At 53.7% G+C, this 15,698-nt stretch carries 15 protein-coding genes; 7 read left to right on the top strand and 8 right to left on the bottom strand.

Annotated features, from left to right (window positions below; translation table 11 throughout):
- Positions 1 to 8 precede the first annotated feature (8 nt).
- From JWV26_RS11660 to JWV26_RS11650, 3 genes are read right to left on the bottom strand one after another with little or no spacing between them, the layout of a single operon-like run.
- Complete coding sequence (locus tag JWV26_RS11660) at positions 9 to 293, bottom strand: hypothetical protein (protein ID WP_003294188.1); 285 nt, start codon at positions 291 to 293, stop codon at positions 9 to 11.
- An 11-nt stretch (positions 294 to 304) separates the two neighbouring features.
- Positions 305 to 1,465, bottom strand: coding sequence for an Arm DNA-binding domain-containing protein (locus JWV26_RS11655; protein WP_206419114.1), 1,161 nt, complete (start codon positions 1,463 to 1,465; stop codon positions 305 to 307).
- A complete protein-coding gene (locus tag JWV26_RS11650) occupies positions 1,458 to 1,691 on the bottom strand; it encodes a hypothetical protein (protein WP_003282466.1) in 234 nt (77 codons plus the stop codon). The genes JWV26_RS11655 and JWV26_RS11650 overlap by 8 nt, the downstream gene beginning before the upstream one ends.
- A 149-nt stretch (positions 1,692 to 1,840) precedes the next feature.
- Between JWV26_RS11650 and JWV26_RS11645 the strand changes: the two genes are divergently transcribed.
- A complete protein-coding gene (locus JWV26_RS11645) occupies positions 1,841 to 2,053 on the top strand; it encodes a helix-turn-helix domain-containing protein (protein ID WP_003292745.1) in 213 nt (70 codons plus the stop codon).
- A gap of 17 nt (positions 2,054 to 2,070) precedes the next feature.
- Here JWV26_RS11645 and JWV26_RS11640 read toward each other — a convergent pair whose 3' ends face one another.
- From JWV26_RS11640 to JWV26_RS11630, 3 genes are all read right to left on the bottom strand, one after another.
- Positions 2,071 to 5,130, bottom strand: coding sequence for a hypothetical protein (locus tag JWV26_RS11640; protein WP_206419208.1), 3,060 nt, complete (start codon positions 5,128 to 5,130; stop codon positions 2,071 to 2,073).
- Positions 5,131 to 5,198: 68 nt separating this feature from the next.
- Positions 5,199 to 7,646: a hypothetical protein gene (locus JWV26_RS24365; protein ID WP_241201294.1), complete on the bottom strand. Its 2,448-nt coding sequence runs from the start codon at positions 7,644 to 7,646 to the stop codon at positions 5,199 to 5,201.
- The gene (locus tag JWV26_RS11630; protein WP_003291356.1) at positions 7,643 to 8,110 is read right to left on the bottom strand and encodes a hypothetical protein; all 468 of its coding nucleotides are present in this window, start codon (positions 8,108 to 8,110) and stop codon (positions 7,643 to 7,645) included. The genes JWV26_RS24365 and JWV26_RS11630 overlap by 4 nt, the downstream gene beginning before the upstream one ends.
- Before the next feature lie 402 nt (positions 8,111 to 8,512).
- Between JWV26_RS11630 and JWV26_RS11625 the strand changes: the two genes are divergently transcribed.
- Complete coding sequence (locus JWV26_RS11625; RefSeq protein ID WP_206419113.1) at positions 8,513 to 9,061, top strand: hypothetical protein; 549 nt, start codon at positions 8,513 to 8,515, stop codon at positions 9,059 to 9,061.
- A gap of 121 nt (positions 9,062 to 9,182) precedes the next feature.
- Here the strand turns inward: JWV26_RS11625 and JWV26_RS11620 are convergent, their stop codons facing one another.
- Positions 9,183 to 9,785: a DUF6088 family protein gene (locus JWV26_RS11620; protein WP_206419112.1), complete on the bottom strand. Its 603-nt coding sequence runs from the start codon at positions 9,783 to 9,785 to the stop codon at positions 9,183 to 9,185.
- Between the two features lie 2 nt (positions 9,786 to 9,787).
- Entirely contained in the window at positions 9,788 to 10,051 is a 264-nt protein-coding gene (locus tag JWV26_RS11615) for a BPSL0761 family protein (RefSeq protein ID WP_003084177.1), read from the bottom strand.
- 761 nt (positions 10,052 to 10,812) lie between these two features.
- Here JWV26_RS11615 and JWV26_RS11610 point away from each other — a divergent pair.
- From JWV26_RS11610 to JWV26_RS11590, 5 genes are read left to right on the top strand one after another with little or no spacing between them, the layout of a single operon-like run.
- Positions 10,813 to 11,094 carry a hypothetical protein gene (locus tag JWV26_RS11610; RefSeq protein WP_003084165.1) on the top strand — a complete coding sequence of 94 codons (282 nt, stop codon included), beginning with the start codon at positions 10,813 to 10,815 and terminating at the stop codon, positions 11,092 to 11,094.
- Positions 11,033 to 11,710, top strand: a complete 678-nt coding sequence (locus JWV26_RS11605; RefSeq protein ID WP_241201293.1) for a restriction endonuclease subunit S — start codon at positions 11,033 to 11,035, stop codon at positions 11,708 to 11,710. The genes JWV26_RS11610 and JWV26_RS11605 overlap by 62 nt, the downstream gene beginning before the upstream one ends.
- A gap of 3 nt (positions 11,711 to 11,713) precedes the next feature.
- On the top strand, positions 11,714 to 13,237 hold the full coding sequence (locus JWV26_RS11600) for a type I restriction-modification system subunit M (protein ID WP_206419111.1): 1,524 nt from the start codon (positions 11,714 to 11,716) through the stop codon (positions 13,235 to 13,237).
- Entirely contained in the window at positions 13,227 to 14,468 is a 1,242-nt protein-coding gene (locus JWV26_RS11595) for a restriction endonuclease subunit S (RefSeq protein ID WP_206419110.1), read from the top strand. The genes JWV26_RS11600 and JWV26_RS11595 overlap by 11 nt, the downstream gene beginning before the upstream one ends.
- On the top strand, positions 14,465 to 15,697 hold the full coding sequence (locus tag JWV26_RS11590; RefSeq protein ID WP_206419109.1) for a DUF6161 domain-containing protein: 1,233 nt from the start codon (positions 14,465 to 14,467) through the stop codon (positions 15,695 to 15,697). Before JWV26_RS11595 ends, JWV26_RS11590 begins: the two co-directional genes overlap by 4 nt.
- Position 15,698 lies beyond the last annotated feature (1 nt).

Genomic DNA, 15,698 nt, shown 5'->3' with positions numbered 1-15,698 from the left:
TCGTTACTTTAGTTGTTGAGCATGCTCTCCAGCTTTTCGATCAGGAAGTCCAGCGGGCTGCGCCCCTCCAACCGTTTCTCGAAGACCTCATTACGGTGATAGGCGACCCAGGTATCGAGAGCCTGACGGTTGTTCTTCTCGTAGCCGGAACCAAGGATGCAGACCAGCTCATTGCCGTTGGGGCTCTCGAGGTAGTGGCTCATGGCAGAGGCCAAATGCTTCAAGTACTGGTGTTCACGAGCTTCCATCGCCGGATGCAGGTGCGTGACGTTGCTGCGCTTGATCAGTTTCATGTAAGTACTCCTCAGGCCTTCAAATTGGCTTGGATCAGGTTGTCGAATGCGCTTCCGTCACGTCGGGTCAAGTTAGGTACGTAGCGCGAGTAGACGCGGAACAGCATCTCGGTAGTTGTGTGGCCCATCTGCCGGGCGATCCATTCCGGGTTTTCGCCTGCAGCCAGCCAAAGGGTCGCAGCCGTATGGCGGGTCTGGTAAGGGCGTCGCTGGCGCAGTCCCAGATGACGCAGCATCGGAAACCAAACCCTGTTGTTGATGTTGCGGTACGAAAAAGGCGTACCTTCCCGAGAACAGAAGACAAACTGACCACTGCCCGTCTTCTTCTGCTGATCGAGCAGGGCCTTGTACACCGGACCAGACATGTCGATTTCGCGTTGCGAGCCATCATTCTTCGTGTAGTCGAGCCGGCCACCAACCCAAGTTTCGCGGATAAGGATTTGCCGCCTCTGAAAGTCGACGAATTTCCACTGCAGGCCGTCAACTTCTCCCGTGCGCATCCCGGTGAAGAAGCGCACCGTGTAGTAGTTGCGGAAGTCCTCGCGCACGGCACCGAGAATCTGCAGCACTTCATCCAGAGTGAACGGCTCCACATCGGTCTTGGGAACCTTCAGCGATTTGATGTTGAGGTACGGTGAAGTAAACTCGAACCGGTCAGCCGCCTCACTAAGGATCATGCGCAATGGCGTCATGATGTGGTTGATTCGCGTCGCTGACAGAGCCTGCCCCTTCAGCCCGGGAACTTTGCCGAGTGCCGAGCGGAAGGACAGGATTTCTGCCTTGGTGATGGCGCTGACTTCTTGTCTGCCGAATGTTGGTAGCAGGTATTTATCAAGGGTCTGACGTACCGTCGTCGTATGTGTGTCGCGCCACTCCACACGCTTTTCGTCGAACCAGCGTTCGGCGAAGTCCCTAAACGGTGGAGTCTTCAGTATCGCGCAGCCAGCCTGCAGTCTTGCGAACTCCTGAACCTTGCTGCTTTGCGGAAAGTAAGTGGCATAGTCGAAGCTTCCCAGCGTGATTTCTGCCTCAATGCGCTCAAGGATTTTCTCCAGCTTTTTTCGGTTAGCTGGCGTATCAGGCAGCGTGGTCTGCTCACGGCAGCGCTTGTCCAGATAAGTGAAGTCGAAGAACAACTTCTCGTTGTCGGCACGGGCGCGAATCTTACCCATGGCAAATGCCTCCGCCGGCCATAGGTATCAAACTGGAGGTGCGGGAATGCTTCTGCATGTCCTTTTCGATGGCCTCCCAAATGAACAGGATCTTTCGACCACCAAACGGGCGGAAGTAATGGATGCCTTCGAGCAGTACCGAGTCCTTCAGGCGGTTACGGATGGTGCGCACGTCGTACTTCATACGCGTGGCCAGCTCCTCGGTGGTCAGATAGGTGTGAGACATAGCAATGCCCTCTCTGCTAAATTGAACGACAGCGGATTCTTATGAGCTTATGAGAACTCATAATGACCTCCTGCAGATCAATATAACGCTCATTTTGGGCTTTGCAAGCACAAAATGATCTTCTATAGATCATTTTTCTGGAGATTAAGATGGTCAAGTGCCATTTATCTCGCCTACTCGGTGAGCGGAAATTGAAGATAAGTGACGTGGTTAGAGACACGGGGATCAACCGCGGAACCCTCACGCGGCTCTATCACGAAACCGCGCAACGGGTGGAGCTCAAGGACTTGGAGACGATCTGCCAGTACCTGAACTGCCAGGTAGGGGATTTGCTGGAACTGCAGGATGATCCGGAGGGCTGAATGCCCTCCGGACTTTGTCAGCCACGGAAATGCCAGTCGATGGAGGCCATCAGCATCAAGTAGCGCAAGGCGGCGCCGGAGTGATGGTTCTGCCTTGCCTCACCCTTCAGCTCAAGCTTCGCCCTTATACCCAAATGTAGATTCGCTACATCGTTACTCTCCGGCGCGTGCTGACTGAACGACCGGCGAGTGCTCCCGAGTTGCTGACGCCAGTAGGACTTGGTCGTCTTCGGCTTGTTAGCGTCGTAGACGATCAGCTCGATAGATCGAGCCGGAATACCTATAGCACTCAGCAGCCACAGATAGTCCTGTGCATGGTCCTCGTCACGGTTACGCTGGAATCGCAGCGTGGTTTCAGTCATCCAACAGCGCTCAACAAAATCATCAATCACGCGCTGGGCGCGTTCGCTGTTGGGGCCTTCGAGCAGGTCGTAGAGGCGCTGCGCATACTCGGCCACAGCCTCACGCCCACCATGCTTTGGAGGCGAGGGCAACAGCGACAGATACGACGAACCTTCTGCATACAGAGCAGGTTGCAGCCTGTGTTTAGGGCTTGCGCTGCTTGCTCCCGGTCGCTGTTGCATATCGCGGATACAGCGTGCCCGCTCAAGCATCATTTCACGCGCCTCGGCAGAAAACTCGACCCAGTCGAGATTGACCGCTCGACCTGTCTGCTCGGCATATGAGGCATACGCCAGCATCGACTCGATAGCCAGAATTCGCCCAATCGCCCAGTTCTGCTCCACCTGTTCAGCCTGGCCTCGACTCGCCTTCTTCCGAGCACGCTTACGCTCCTTCAGGGGTCTAATGCGACCGATGATGTCGAGTAGCACGCCGCACTCAGCTGAAATGCCTTCACGGGGCTCAGTGCTCATGGTGGGTTGGCTTACCTCGGCTATCTTGGCGACGTTTGCGGCGTTGAATATCCAGTTCTGGGGATTCCATTGCCACATCATTGCCATGATCTGAGGCAGGCTATGGACGTAGTGCAACAGTGTGGTTTTTGGGCTGCCGTGCCCGAGGATGGCACTGACAATATGGACGATTCGCCGGGTGGGGCCCTCTACAGGCAACATCGCCTTACGCAACCTGAGGTCATCTCTGAGCCAGCGAGTGGTAAGGGGCAGATCTTTGAAAATCAGCTCTGGTGATAGCGCATTCTGCGCACCCATCAACTTGAGCAAAAACCACGTGGCGCAGGAATGGCGCAGGTGATGGTAATGCAGGAGCTCGGAACCCGTGACTGCTCGCATGCAGTCATGTAGAGCTGGGAACAGGCAGCTCTCGCTGACCCACTGAGTTCTCAGCTGTGGGATGCAGAACAGGAATTCCGACGTTGAATTTTGGCTTTCTTCCTGCTGCCGCTCTCGATACCAGTCGATCAGCAATGTGAGCTCATCGGGCTCAAGCAGCTCACGCAGCGGCAAACTCCGAACCGCATTCTGGGTTTTCAACCCACGCTGTGCATGGGGGCGAATGAGCAGGTCAACGGGCAGCTCTATTCTGGCCTGTTCATCTTTAGATAGCCTGCGCATATGCGATTGCCGAGCTTGAATATGCGCGCACTCCGCTGCTGAAAATTCGGGCAGATGCAAATCACGTAGGCGAAGCTTTAGAGCCTCGTTACGCCGCAATCCCAACCGGAACCCCAAGATCAACAAAAGCCTCGCAGCCGTCACCAGACGTGGCGTTCGCAGCTCAAGCCCGCATGTGCCGAGCGCCTGCATAACCAATTGGTACTGCTCCTCGCTGATAATGCGAGCATCTACCCTGGTCACACCTTTGCCGATGCCTAGGATTGAGTAGGGGCTGATTGTCGGGTAGTTGTAACGACGCTGCAGAAACGTGTGAAACTCCTGGACTGCCTTGGCCAGGGTGCGCCGTTTGCTATCTGTGGCCTGAGCATCCAGTGCGGATTCATACACAAGTTCGAGCGCGTCAATTTCGAGCTCGAAGATGCTTATGCCATCTAACCGAGAGGAAAGTGCTGCGCCTAGTACTTGGGTATATCGCTTTATCGTGCTTCGCCCAATACTGTGGCCGTATGCGGAGGCGCCACCCAGCATGTAGGCAAGCCAACTCTGGATTAGGCCGGGAAGTTCTCCATGAGACTCCGCTTGCAAAGGGCTCTCTATGGGCAGGTTGTCCCGGATCCGATCGAGCAGTTCCTCCAGCCATGCGGGTGGGTCAGGGTTATCCTCAGTTACATCCGAAACAGATTCATCGTCATAAGTCCCCGCAGGGTCCTCGAGATCATCTAGGCCGAGAATATTGCCCCAAGATGAGGGGCGCAGTGACAGCGAGACAAAACCCTTGCGGCAGGCAAAATTCACCAGCACCTGCGGCAGCCGCAACTGCATTTGCATCCTTAGAAAATCAAACAGGTCGCTGGGATTCTCTGGATGATACTGTTCAGGTACCTCAACCTTCTTCAGGAATGCACAGACACAGCGCATGTGCCAATTTCTACGCTTTAGTTTGCCGGTGCTTTTTTGAACATCATCCACGCAGCGTATCAACAGAGCCAGCGTTGCCGGATCAGGGAACCACTGCCGAAATTCAGCGACGGCATTGCCGCGGATCGATAGCGGCAGACGTATCTCGGGAATTCCCGCTACCCACTCGATGCTGTCTGGCGTCGTACTGAGCATGGCATTCAGCTGAGCCACATCGAGCAATCCGCCGTTGTAGGCCGCACTCATTAGTAGCAGACCAATGCGCTCATCCGTGCTGAGCGCATCGATATCCAGTTTCAGACCCTGCTGCAGGGCGTGAATCAGTTGGCTGCTGCATTGAATTCGCTCAGCCGTGTAGACGTCAGGATTGATCGGGTTTGCTGCACGCCTGACGGCAATGGCTATTCGTGCCAGCGGAAATCCTGGGATTTGGTCCCGAACTCGCTGAGTGATGCTGCGCAGTACGTTGCGCAACGTGTGATTTTTGCCGAGCTGTGCCTCCAGTTCACGGACGTGCGTCGTCGAGATCCCGGATATGGCGCATTCACCCAACAGCCATTTGCCGAACGCCGTCCCGGACTTCTCGGCAATCGATTTCAGAAGCGCCCGCATCTCGGGCATCCATTCCGGCTCATGAGGCCGAGCCGACCAGATAACACTGCCCTGTTGATCGTTTAGACGGGGCAGATTCATTCTGTCACCCACTGGCTGCTTAGAGCCGACCAGCCAAGCTCCCTGAGTAGTGGGGTAATCCACTCATCTAGAACCTTGGCGTATACCGCAGGGCAGAACGTCGAATAGGCGTCCTGAGGCTCCTCACCCCTGAGCCAGTGCCCCATGAACGCAGCCAGCGCTTCTGAAGGACAGCCCCGCTCCGTGAGTTCCGTGCGGATGAATTTCCGGTGGGCATTGACCCGATGCGTGGTGTAACCAGATACCAGCCCCATCTGGTCGTAGATATTGCCCGGGGTAATCTCAGCCCGGCGCACTCCAGCCTGGCTAATCTGCAGGAAAAATCCCCGCGACCACTGATGATCCTCCTCATCCTGTGGCAGATAACCAATCAATTGTCGGCTGATAGACGCGCAATGCGCGAAGTAGCTTGTTATTTGCCGCCTCAACATCGGCGGCATGCAAATCAGTCGACTCATATGACGATCGTCAGAGTCCTTGTCTGACAGCGCACCCATGCCCAACACAGAATCAAACTCGTCGATGAGCATCAGAGGGTTGCGGATTGCCCTACAGGACGTGACCAACATAAACATCTGCACTGTCCAGAGGGTGAAACAGTTGTGCCAAGCGACCATCTCGCTGAGACGCCCGTTCGCTTTCCTTCTCAAGACCCTGGCCATTGCACTGATATTGCTCGCAATGGTTGCAGGCAGCAGGCAATGAGTTGCACCCACCCCACCCTGTTGGTCTGGATTTAGGTCGACATATTCATATGCGAGACCAGCACAGGCATAAACCTGCGTCAGCACTCTTACCAGTGAGGTGGTGTAAATTTTGCGAAGGTGACAGGCATCGAGCTGCAGGTAATAGCGCGGGGTTTGCGCCGAGGGGATTTCAACGCCAGACAGCATGGATGCTGCTGCTACATCCTGAGTATCAGCGACTATCTGGTGGAACAAATAACTGCGCAATTTGGCTCGCGTATAGCGTCGATCCCCCCCACCCAATTCCAGCAGCAGTGCCCTGATCTCGGCGTCCAGCTGCTCAGTTTGATAAGTGAATACCTGGTTGGCTGAGTGAGGAAATGTCCTGATCAGTTGCTTTACCAACTGGGCACTACCAGCTAGATCGGGCAATAGAATTCGCAGCAACGATAGTCGGACACCAGAAGAGGCCTGCCAACGATCGTCGCCAGCCAAATCTGGGCGCTTAACTACCATACTGAACTGCGCCGAATCCCCTAGGATCAATGCCAGACCATCGGCGTCATCTGTCTCATCATCAACGATGGATAACTGGATAATCTGCGTCGTCGACTGCCCCAACCACAGACTGATATGCAGAGCAACAATCGCCTCCATTCGGAGCTGGATCGGAGTTGGGTCTTTTGTGTAGGAAAGCTCTTGCAGATACGAGTGGAATAGGTCGCTGGCACCAAACAATAAATTCCGCAACTCCATCAGCGTGAGCTGGTTATATGAAAATGGCAGGAACTGTCGGCTACGGACAATATGCGCCTCAACATTTTGTTGGCCTAGCAGATCGGCAACATATGGCCGTTCACAGCCCTCATCGTCCAGTACCCAAATTTCGGTTGCTGGACTCATTTCTCCGGGCGCCAGATCACCCCCAGCAGTATCGGTATGCCCAACGATGACGTCGTAATGACCTGGTAACTGATCAGGATCATCGGGATCCCCCAGCACAAAACCTCGAGTATCCTCACTGATGTAGTGGTTCAGCTCAGGCACACTCTGCTTTTTACGCTTGCCTCTATGACCGCCTCCGCCACCACCCACGCGTGGCAACTCGCCGTTGCAGTAACGAACAAATCTGGCGATAGCAGCAAAACTATCGGAATTCTCTGACCTTGACTTACTAGGTAAAAAACCTCTGCAACTCGCCACGAACTCCTCAGTACTCCCCCAAATATTTAGTTCGAAAGCGATTGAGACGGTTTGCAGCTTGCATAGATTGCCGATGGCCTTGTAAACATCATAGCGCTGGTCTAGCAAGCGATTAGTAGCGGTTTTCTGAGATGCGACGAGCAACTGTGCAAGAAGTCGCTCATAGTTCTGTTTGTTTTCGTGGTCTCTGAATATGTGCAGGAACGTGGCGTATGGAAATCCGAATGTTTTTACCCCTTTATGTAGAACAGGATTGTTCGCCGACCCTTTATTTCCTAGCCAAAATTGCTCGCCTAGACGTTCTCGGACATTTGGTTGGCGGGATAGGGAAATGAGCCATCTGCAGGCCTCATGCAAAACGACGTCATCAGCGCTATCAAGACCAATGGGCAGGCCAACACTGCATGCGCGGAGCACTCGTAGGAGCTGATCAATCGCACGTGGCAAGTCAATGAGCTCAGGATGAGCACCAAGCAGATTGAGGATTTCGCCGATAACTCGAGGTGACTGCCCCTGCTCCGAGGCGAGGTTAAGCAGAATTTCACGCTTGCTCATTTCTCACCCCCACAGCCCTTAAGCGGTTTTACTCCGACCAGCCGAGATAGATGGGCGTGGCTGCGATATTCGTGAGGCCACTGCTCCGCTGCAGATTCTATATGCGCATATAAATCGCGTACCTGCTGTGGCGTAATCTGAGCCAGGGCAGGCGCAACTAGGCGCTCAATCAGCACGAGTTGGTAGGCGCAATCCTTGATTCGCCCCCTCGACCATTCAATGCACTGCACCGGCGTTTCTGGATCCATATATGTTTTTAGCCATCGATACAGCGTCGTCTGGCCGATACAGAGCGCATCCGGCCTACTGACGACCAACGGGTAGAGCATATTGATGCGCACGGCCATAGCCTTGGGGATCAGTGCCTCATCTGGAACCCCTACAGGAGCTAGATCCAGATCTCGCTCAATACGAGAAAATTCGGGATGCACTCCTTGGATGTCGCGTAATTTGATCGTCAACATGACGCCTCTCTCTAGTGATATGACTACTAGACAATGCGAGGCGCGAGCCCCCATTAAGGGGAGAGAATTGGACTGTGACGAAATTTTTTGTTCGCTAATTGAGGTGGTGACTGACCTCTTTGCCAACGGCCGCTTTTGCTAATTCCGCGCATGCGCGGAAAATCGCCGAACACACTGCAACGATGCCATCAAAGAAAGCACTGAAATTTCCGCGCATGCGCGGGTTTAGCTAGCAAATGGGCTTCGCTGAACCCGTAATCAGAAGGGCGCCGTACACGCCGAAGAAATGGAGCGATATCAAATCCCGACTGCATCAACCTGAAAATCAGGGTAGTCCGACCGCACTCTGAATACGAGGTCAGGCAAAACTGTCTGGCTACATCTCGTTTTAGGAGCACGCATATGGGTGATTGGAAGGCATGCATCGGAAAGATGAGCGACCGCGAAGTAGCGCGGCGCTTTGGCCTTGGAGCGAGCAGTGTCCGGCGCTACCGCCACTCAATTGGCATTCCTGAGTTTCACCCAGAAGACATTGAGCTGCCGACTGAGCTGATTGAGCAACTCGCTACAAGAACGAACTATCAACTGGCACAAGAATTCGGAGTTTCCATCAAGCGCATCAAGCGAAAGCGAGGTGAGCTGAGAATCCAGGAGCCCAAGACTGCCCGCGAACGCTTCAAACCCCTTGAGGAAATCTGGACCAATGAAGCCATTGCCATGCTCGGGCAGATGCCAGATATGGAGGTCGCTGATCGTCTGGATATCAGTAACTTTCCAGTCAAAAAGAAACGCCACGAGCTTGGAATACAGGCATACAAACGTCCGTTACCAGAAATAACACCTGAAATTGCATCTGCGTTTGGTGTCGTTTCCGACGCCGAGCTTGCACGCCAGCTGGGTGTATCAGTGAATTACATCCGCAAAGCGCGGATCAAGGCGAGCCAGCAATAAGGCGCAGACTCGCTTCAAAGCAGATAACACGGGCAGTCAGATCAGGTGGCTGACTGCCAACTAACCACGAAGTCAGGCTTTAAACCGCGCACGGACGGCCTCACCACCTGATGCACAGGGCTCATTCAGCTAGCGCCACGCGCATCCATTTGGGCATATTGCAGTTCCACAAGGTGGCCAGCTCTCCGGGGTGGAGTGCTGCTTTAATCGCATCGATGCACTCCTGAGTAGCGCCATCTTTACCGAGATAGTAGAGGGCACTGATAGCTACTCCAACCCTGGTTCCTGCGCACTGCATGACCACCGGAGCGGCATGCACGAGCCTGATCTCGGCCTTCTCTATAAACAGAGATCGACTGGGGCCGCTGGTGTAATAGATAGGCATGACCGGCATCTGTGTGCTTAGCCCGAATCGCCTCACTGCATCAGCACCGTGAATCTGCAGTTTCCAACGGCTCTGCCTGGCAATCACACTCAGCAAGTCCCAAGGCCCAGGACGACGAACCCGGCCGGTGTATTGGCTGGTTTTCGGCCGCATGTAGATGCCACGGTACACTCGCACAAGCTCACCGCGGAGAACCAGTTGGGCGACTGCCTTGGAGATGGCCGAGCTCGAACCAAGCTCTGCAAGACACCTGATGCTGAAAGGCCTCCCCCTGCGCAGACGCTTGACACGCTGCGTGACGAGGTGAGATACCGACTGTTCAGAGTGGGAGCGGGGCATCGCTATTGTGTCGAATCCAGCGAAGAGCAGAGCAGTGGCTGGTGGAAGGCGATCACTCGTTGTCGGTATTCGTCTTCAAGCGCTTCGTTTACCAGGCATTCCTCAAGGCGTCCCAGCGAGAAAACCTGGGCCGTAGAGGGATAGTGCCTGAGCAGGCTTTTCGCATAGCTGCGGATATCCTGCGGTAACCCCGTATGACGAGATAGCTCACGCAGAAACTCCTCGGTTTTGATGATGGCGCGGGTTCTTTCATAAGGAAGGGTCATTCTCGCTATCTCCTGATCATGAACTCAAAGACCCGGGCTGCTGACTTGCCAGCGCCCGCCACCTAGCTCGCTGTTAGGGTGCAATGCCAACCAGTGTTTGCCGAGCAGAAAGCTGCAAAGCCTGCAGTCTTGGGAGATCCCATGCAGACCAATCCGGGTCAGTGTGCACGATCATGGCTGCGCTCCGTCTTGGCCTCCTGCCGTTCCATCCACTTGGCTAGGCCCCATATCGTGGTTCCCAGCGCAAGCAGCAGCCAAAGCGACCATTGCGGTACTTGATATTGGGCGCTTAGCAAGAGACCTGCACCACCGCAAAGCATCACCACGAAAAACCATCTCATCAGCGTCTGCTCCCGATTACTTACTAGGCACACGTTAACTCGATGTTTCGCTGCGCTAACGCAGATGCTGCAAATTTCGTCAGATCCCAGACTGGGAAATGAGGACGGCGCGCTTGCGGGTATGAAGGCGCTGCTTTTCGTGACCCGAGTCAGTTCGCCGAAGGTGACGGGAGTCGGGCCGCACGCTAACGGCTAGGTCAGATGAGGCGCCGGCAAGAGCAGAAAGAAGAGGGCGTACCACTGAATCAAGCACGACTCCATAGAGCTCCTACTGCATAAAAATAATTGACAGCAACGGCAAGCTAGGCGATATTGATCTCGCCATCATCTCAGTACGAGCTGTACGGAGAGAAAAATGAGGTGCGGCAGGTTGCAGCCTGCCGCGATTGCAATAACTGACCCGTTAGGAGAGCTAAAGCTATGAAACTGTACCAAATCGCCTATGACCTGCGTAAGCAGCGTAACTACCAAGGCCTGTATGACCGCATCAAAGCCTATGGCACTTGGTGCCATGCCCTGGAGTCCACCTGGATCATCGCCACGCAACAGTCTGCAGCCCAGGTTAGAGATAACCTCCGGTCCGCAATGGACGCTGACGACGGCCTGCTGGTGACCCGGCTGCAGGGAGACGCCGCCTGGTTTGGGCTGGACGCCGAAAAAACTCAGTGGCTACAAAATCAGTATCAGCGCTGCGAAGCCTGATGAACGCCTGCGCCAAGGATGGCGCTTCTACCCAGAGTTACTTATGCCAAACCCGTCATTCAAATTGAGCGATGTGGCCGATGTCCGTTCCGGATACACCTTCCGCGGCGCGTTGGAGCATGACCCTGCTGGTGATATCCGTGTTCTGCAGATCAAGGATCTGCGTCAAAGCTCGGCCATTGAGCCGGACACGCTAACGGCCGTCAGCTGGGATGCGCGCACCTCACCGCCGCTGCTCCAATCAGGCGACATCGCGGTGATCGCCCGTGGCGATAACAACAAGGCTGCTCTCTTCACAGGGCAGCAACCGGTTGTTGCCACCAGCCAGTTCTTTATTGTCAGCACAAAAAAACAGGACGTCTTACCCGAATACCTGTGCTGGCTCATCAACCTGCCTCAAAGCCAGCGAAGCCTTGAGCGCAGCGGCAGTGCGATTCAGGCCATCAGCAAAGCGTCCTTGCTGGATATGAGGATTCCCCTTCCGCCACTCGCCACTCAGCAGAAGCTGATTGCTCTGCAAGCGCTATGGGACGAAGAGGATGAGCTGATCGCACGCCTGCAAACCAACAGAGAGCAAATGCTGCAAGGCATTTACCAGCACCTAGTTAAGGATTGATCCATGACCGACAAAGTAAACCAGGACGACATCAACAAGGCGCTGTGGGCTGCCTGCGACACCTTCCGCGGCACCATCAGTGCGGACACCTATAAAGACTTCATCCTCACCATGCTGTTCCTCAAGTACATCAGCGATGTCTGGCAGGACCACTACGACAGCTACAGGATGGAATACGGCGATGAGCCGGAACTGATCGAGGAGATGCTCAAGAACGAGCGCTTCGTGTTGCCGCGTAATGCCAGCTTCTATGCCCTTTACGATCGACGTCATGAGCCGGGCAATGGCGAGCGCATCGATCAGGCACTGCATGCCATCGAGGAAGCCAACGGCACCAAGCTCAAGGATGCCGGCAAGAGCGTATTCCAGGACATCTCCTTCAACACCGACAAGCTGGGCGAGGAGAAGCAGAAGAACACCATTCTGCGCCACCTGCTCGAAGACTTCGCCCGTGAAGAGCTCGACCTCAAACCATCCCGCGTCGGCAGCCTGGACGTGATCGGCAACGCCTACGAGTACCTGATCAAAAACTTCGCTGCCAGCGGCGGGCAGAAAGCTGGTGAGTTCTACACCCCACCGGAAGTTTCCGAGCTGATCGCCGAGCTGCTCGACCCGCAGCCGGGCGACAGCATCTGCGACCCGGCCTGCGGCTCGGCCTCGCTGCTGATGAAGTGCGGGCGCAAGGTGCGCGAGCACCACAGCAGCAAGCAATACGCCCTCTACGGCCAGGAGGCGATTGGCTCAACCTGGTCGCTGGCGAAGATGAATATGTTTCTCCACGGCGAGGACAACCACAAGATTGAGTGGGGTGACACCCTGCGCAACCCCAAGCTGCTCGATACCAATGGCCAGCTGTTGAAGTTCGATATCGTCACCGCCAACCCGCCGTTCTCGCTGGACAAGTGGGGGCATGACGAAGCCGAGCACGATCAGTTTGGGCGCTTCAAACGCGGCATTCCGCCGAAAACCAAAGGCGACTTTGCCTTTATCCTGCACATGATCGAAACCCTGAAAGCCAAGACCGGGCGCATGGCGGTGATCGTGCCTCACGGTGTGCTGTTCCGCGGTTCCAGCGAAGGCAAGATTCGCCAGCAGTTGATCGAGGAAAACCTTCTGGATGCCGTGATCGGCCTACCGGAGAAGCTTTTCTACGGCACCGGCATCCCCGCTGCAATCTTGGTCTTCAGCAAAGCCAAGACCGATGAAACCGTACTGTTTATCGACGCGAGCCGAGACTTCAAGTCAGGTAAAAACCAGAACGTGCTGGGGGATGAGCAGATCAAAAACATCCTAATAACTTATCGCCACCGCATTAACTCGGATAAGTACAGCCACCGTGCCAGCCTGCGGGAAATTCGCGACAACGATTACAATCTAAATATCCCTCGCTATGTGGATACCTTTGAAGAAGAGGAAACAGTCGACTTGCTGCTTGTGCGCAAAGAGCGGGAGAAGCTGAAGGCGAAGCTGGCTGAGCTGGAAGTGCAGATGGATGTGTACTTAAAGGAGCTAGGCTATGGTGCGTAGCGCTCAAAAAAGCAACATACCTACTGACTGGAAGTATGACCTCCTCGATAATTTTACTGTTCGCGGCAGTGGCCATACGCCTAACAAAGAGAAATCCAATTATTGGAACGGGGGCATAAAATGGGTTTCGCTTGCCGACTCTTTTAATTTAGACAAAGGACTCATTTTTAATACTGATAAGGAGATCTCAGAAGATGGCATCAAGAACTCATCTGCTGTTCTGCACCCAGCAGGAACCGTAATTTTGTCCCGTGATGCGGGTGTTGGAAAAAGTGCCATTCTGGCTAGCCCTATGGCAGTCAGCCAGCATTTTATCGCATGGCGCTGTGACAATAGCCAAAAAATGAATAGCTGGTTTCTATATAACTGGCTACAAATGATGAAACCAGAGTTTGAGCGTCAGGCGGTGGGCTCAACCATAAAAACTATTGGCCTGCCATATTTCAAAAAACTAAAAATTGCCGTACCACCCCATCACGAGCAAGAAAAAATCGCCAAGATTCTCTCCACTTGGGATCAGGCCATCGCTACTGCCGAGCAACTTCTGGAAAACAGCCTGCAGCAGAAAAAGGCTTTGATGCAGCAGCTGCTTGGCAGTCATGAAAGCGCTGAGGAAGATGGGGAGCAGGACTTCAAGCGTATATCCGAAATTGCAGAGCGCATTCAAAGAAAGTCTGATGGCGGCGATCACCCAGTGCTTACCATATCATCCCTCAGCGGATTTGTTCGGCAGGATGAAAAATATAATCGCTTTATGGCTGGCAAGAGCGTCGAGAGCTATATCCTGCTCAAGCGTGGCGAGTTTGCTTACAACAAAGGAAACTCCAAGACCTATGAATTTGGCTGCATATTTGATCTAGATTCTTTTGACGCCGGCCTAGTGCCTCATGTTTATGTCTGCTTTAAGCTAAAGCCGGGTCTTAGTCACCGCTATTTCAAGTATCTATTTGAGGCTGACTACCTGAAGCCTCAGCTTGGCCAGCTGGTCAATACTGGTGTTCGCAACAATGGCCTGCTCAACATCAAGCCTAGTGAGTTCATGAATACTAAGGTTCCGGTGCCTTCTCTGGAGGAGCAAGAGCGGATTGCAGATATCCTGCATGTCGCCAGCAAGCAGATTATTGCGCTAGAGCAGAAGCTCGCTTGCCTAAAGCAGGAGAAAAAAGCCCTGATGCAGCAGCTACTTACCGGCAAGCGTAGAGTCACTGTTGATGCCAAGGGGGCTATGTGAAGGATCGCACTATTAATTTTCGGCTGACCGATTGCGCTGGGTATGTAACGAATTTTCTAAGCTTGCGTTCCTTTCTGACGTTCTGTGAGGCAGAAGCAAGCTTTTGGAAGGAGCGTAAACAGATAGTCCAGGCCGATAGAAATAGCGCTAACCATACACATCTGAATGCAGGCGATGTATTCACCCGAGCGGCAGATACGATTCAGGGTTGGAAGGACAACATAGAGGTTTGGAGCGACGATGATCTAAGCCGTCAACTACAGCAGCTTCAGCAAAGCTATTTTCAGCGATTACAGCGAGACTGGCTTTGGCGTGGTCATCCTTTTGTTGAGCCATTCGTCCAGTGCCTCAAAGAACATGGCGATAATACAGCTAATGCATTCTTGGACTTTTCGATTCGAAAATCCGTACAGAATATTAGCAATATCGAGCATTTCAAAGGCTACATGTATGCTTATGAATTTGCCAATCAGGACTCTCAAATAATAAAGCGCCGCCATGGTGAGAAATTGTCTCTTGGGCATCTGCGCACGCAGTTCGCCGACGCCCAAGACAAACTATTCACTGAGTTTGGCGAGCTGAAATCTGAAATTACAGATTGGGATACACAGAATAGGGCTTCTAGCAGCAGACTTGCTAAAGTACAAAAAGCATTAGGCCGCCGAAAGATAAAATCGCAATCCAATGCATTTGAACGACAATTAGCCGAATGGACTGAGAAAGTCACGACCCTTGAAAGCACTTATGAAGAAAAGCTGAAACTGAAAAAACCTGCCGAATATTGGGCAAAATCGGCGCGTAAGTATGGAATACAAGGCGGGCTTTGGACGCTAGCTATTGTTGCTTTGGTTATCGTCGCAGCGATCAATTTTCAAGAAATCTTTGTCACGTGGCTGCAAGGCCGCGAGACTCCCGTTCAGCTCAACACGATACAAGGGGTTATCCTTTTCGGTTCCCTTGCGGGTGTGTATGCGTTCTTGCTGAGGGTATTGTCGAGGCTGGCTTTTAGTTCGTTCCACCTTATGCGCGATGCCGAAGAGCGTGAGCAGCTAACCTACCTATATTTGTCACTCACTAACGAAGCAGAGATCGACAAGGAATCGAGAGATATTGTCTTGCAGGCCCTATTCAGCCGCAGCGAAACCGGCTTACTGGCGCAGGAGCATGGACCGACCATGCCCGGAGCATCAGAGATGCTGCGCTCAACGCTAAGAGGTAGAGGCCAATAAC

Origin of the sequence: Ectopseudomonas toyotomiensis (assembly GCF_017167985.1) — a bacterium.
Classification (GTDB): domain Bacteria; phylum Pseudomonadota; class Gammaproteobacteria; order Pseudomonadales; family Pseudomonadaceae; genus Aquipseudomonas; species Aquipseudomonas toyotomiensis.
This window is presented reverse-complemented; position numbering and strand designations above follow the sequence as displayed.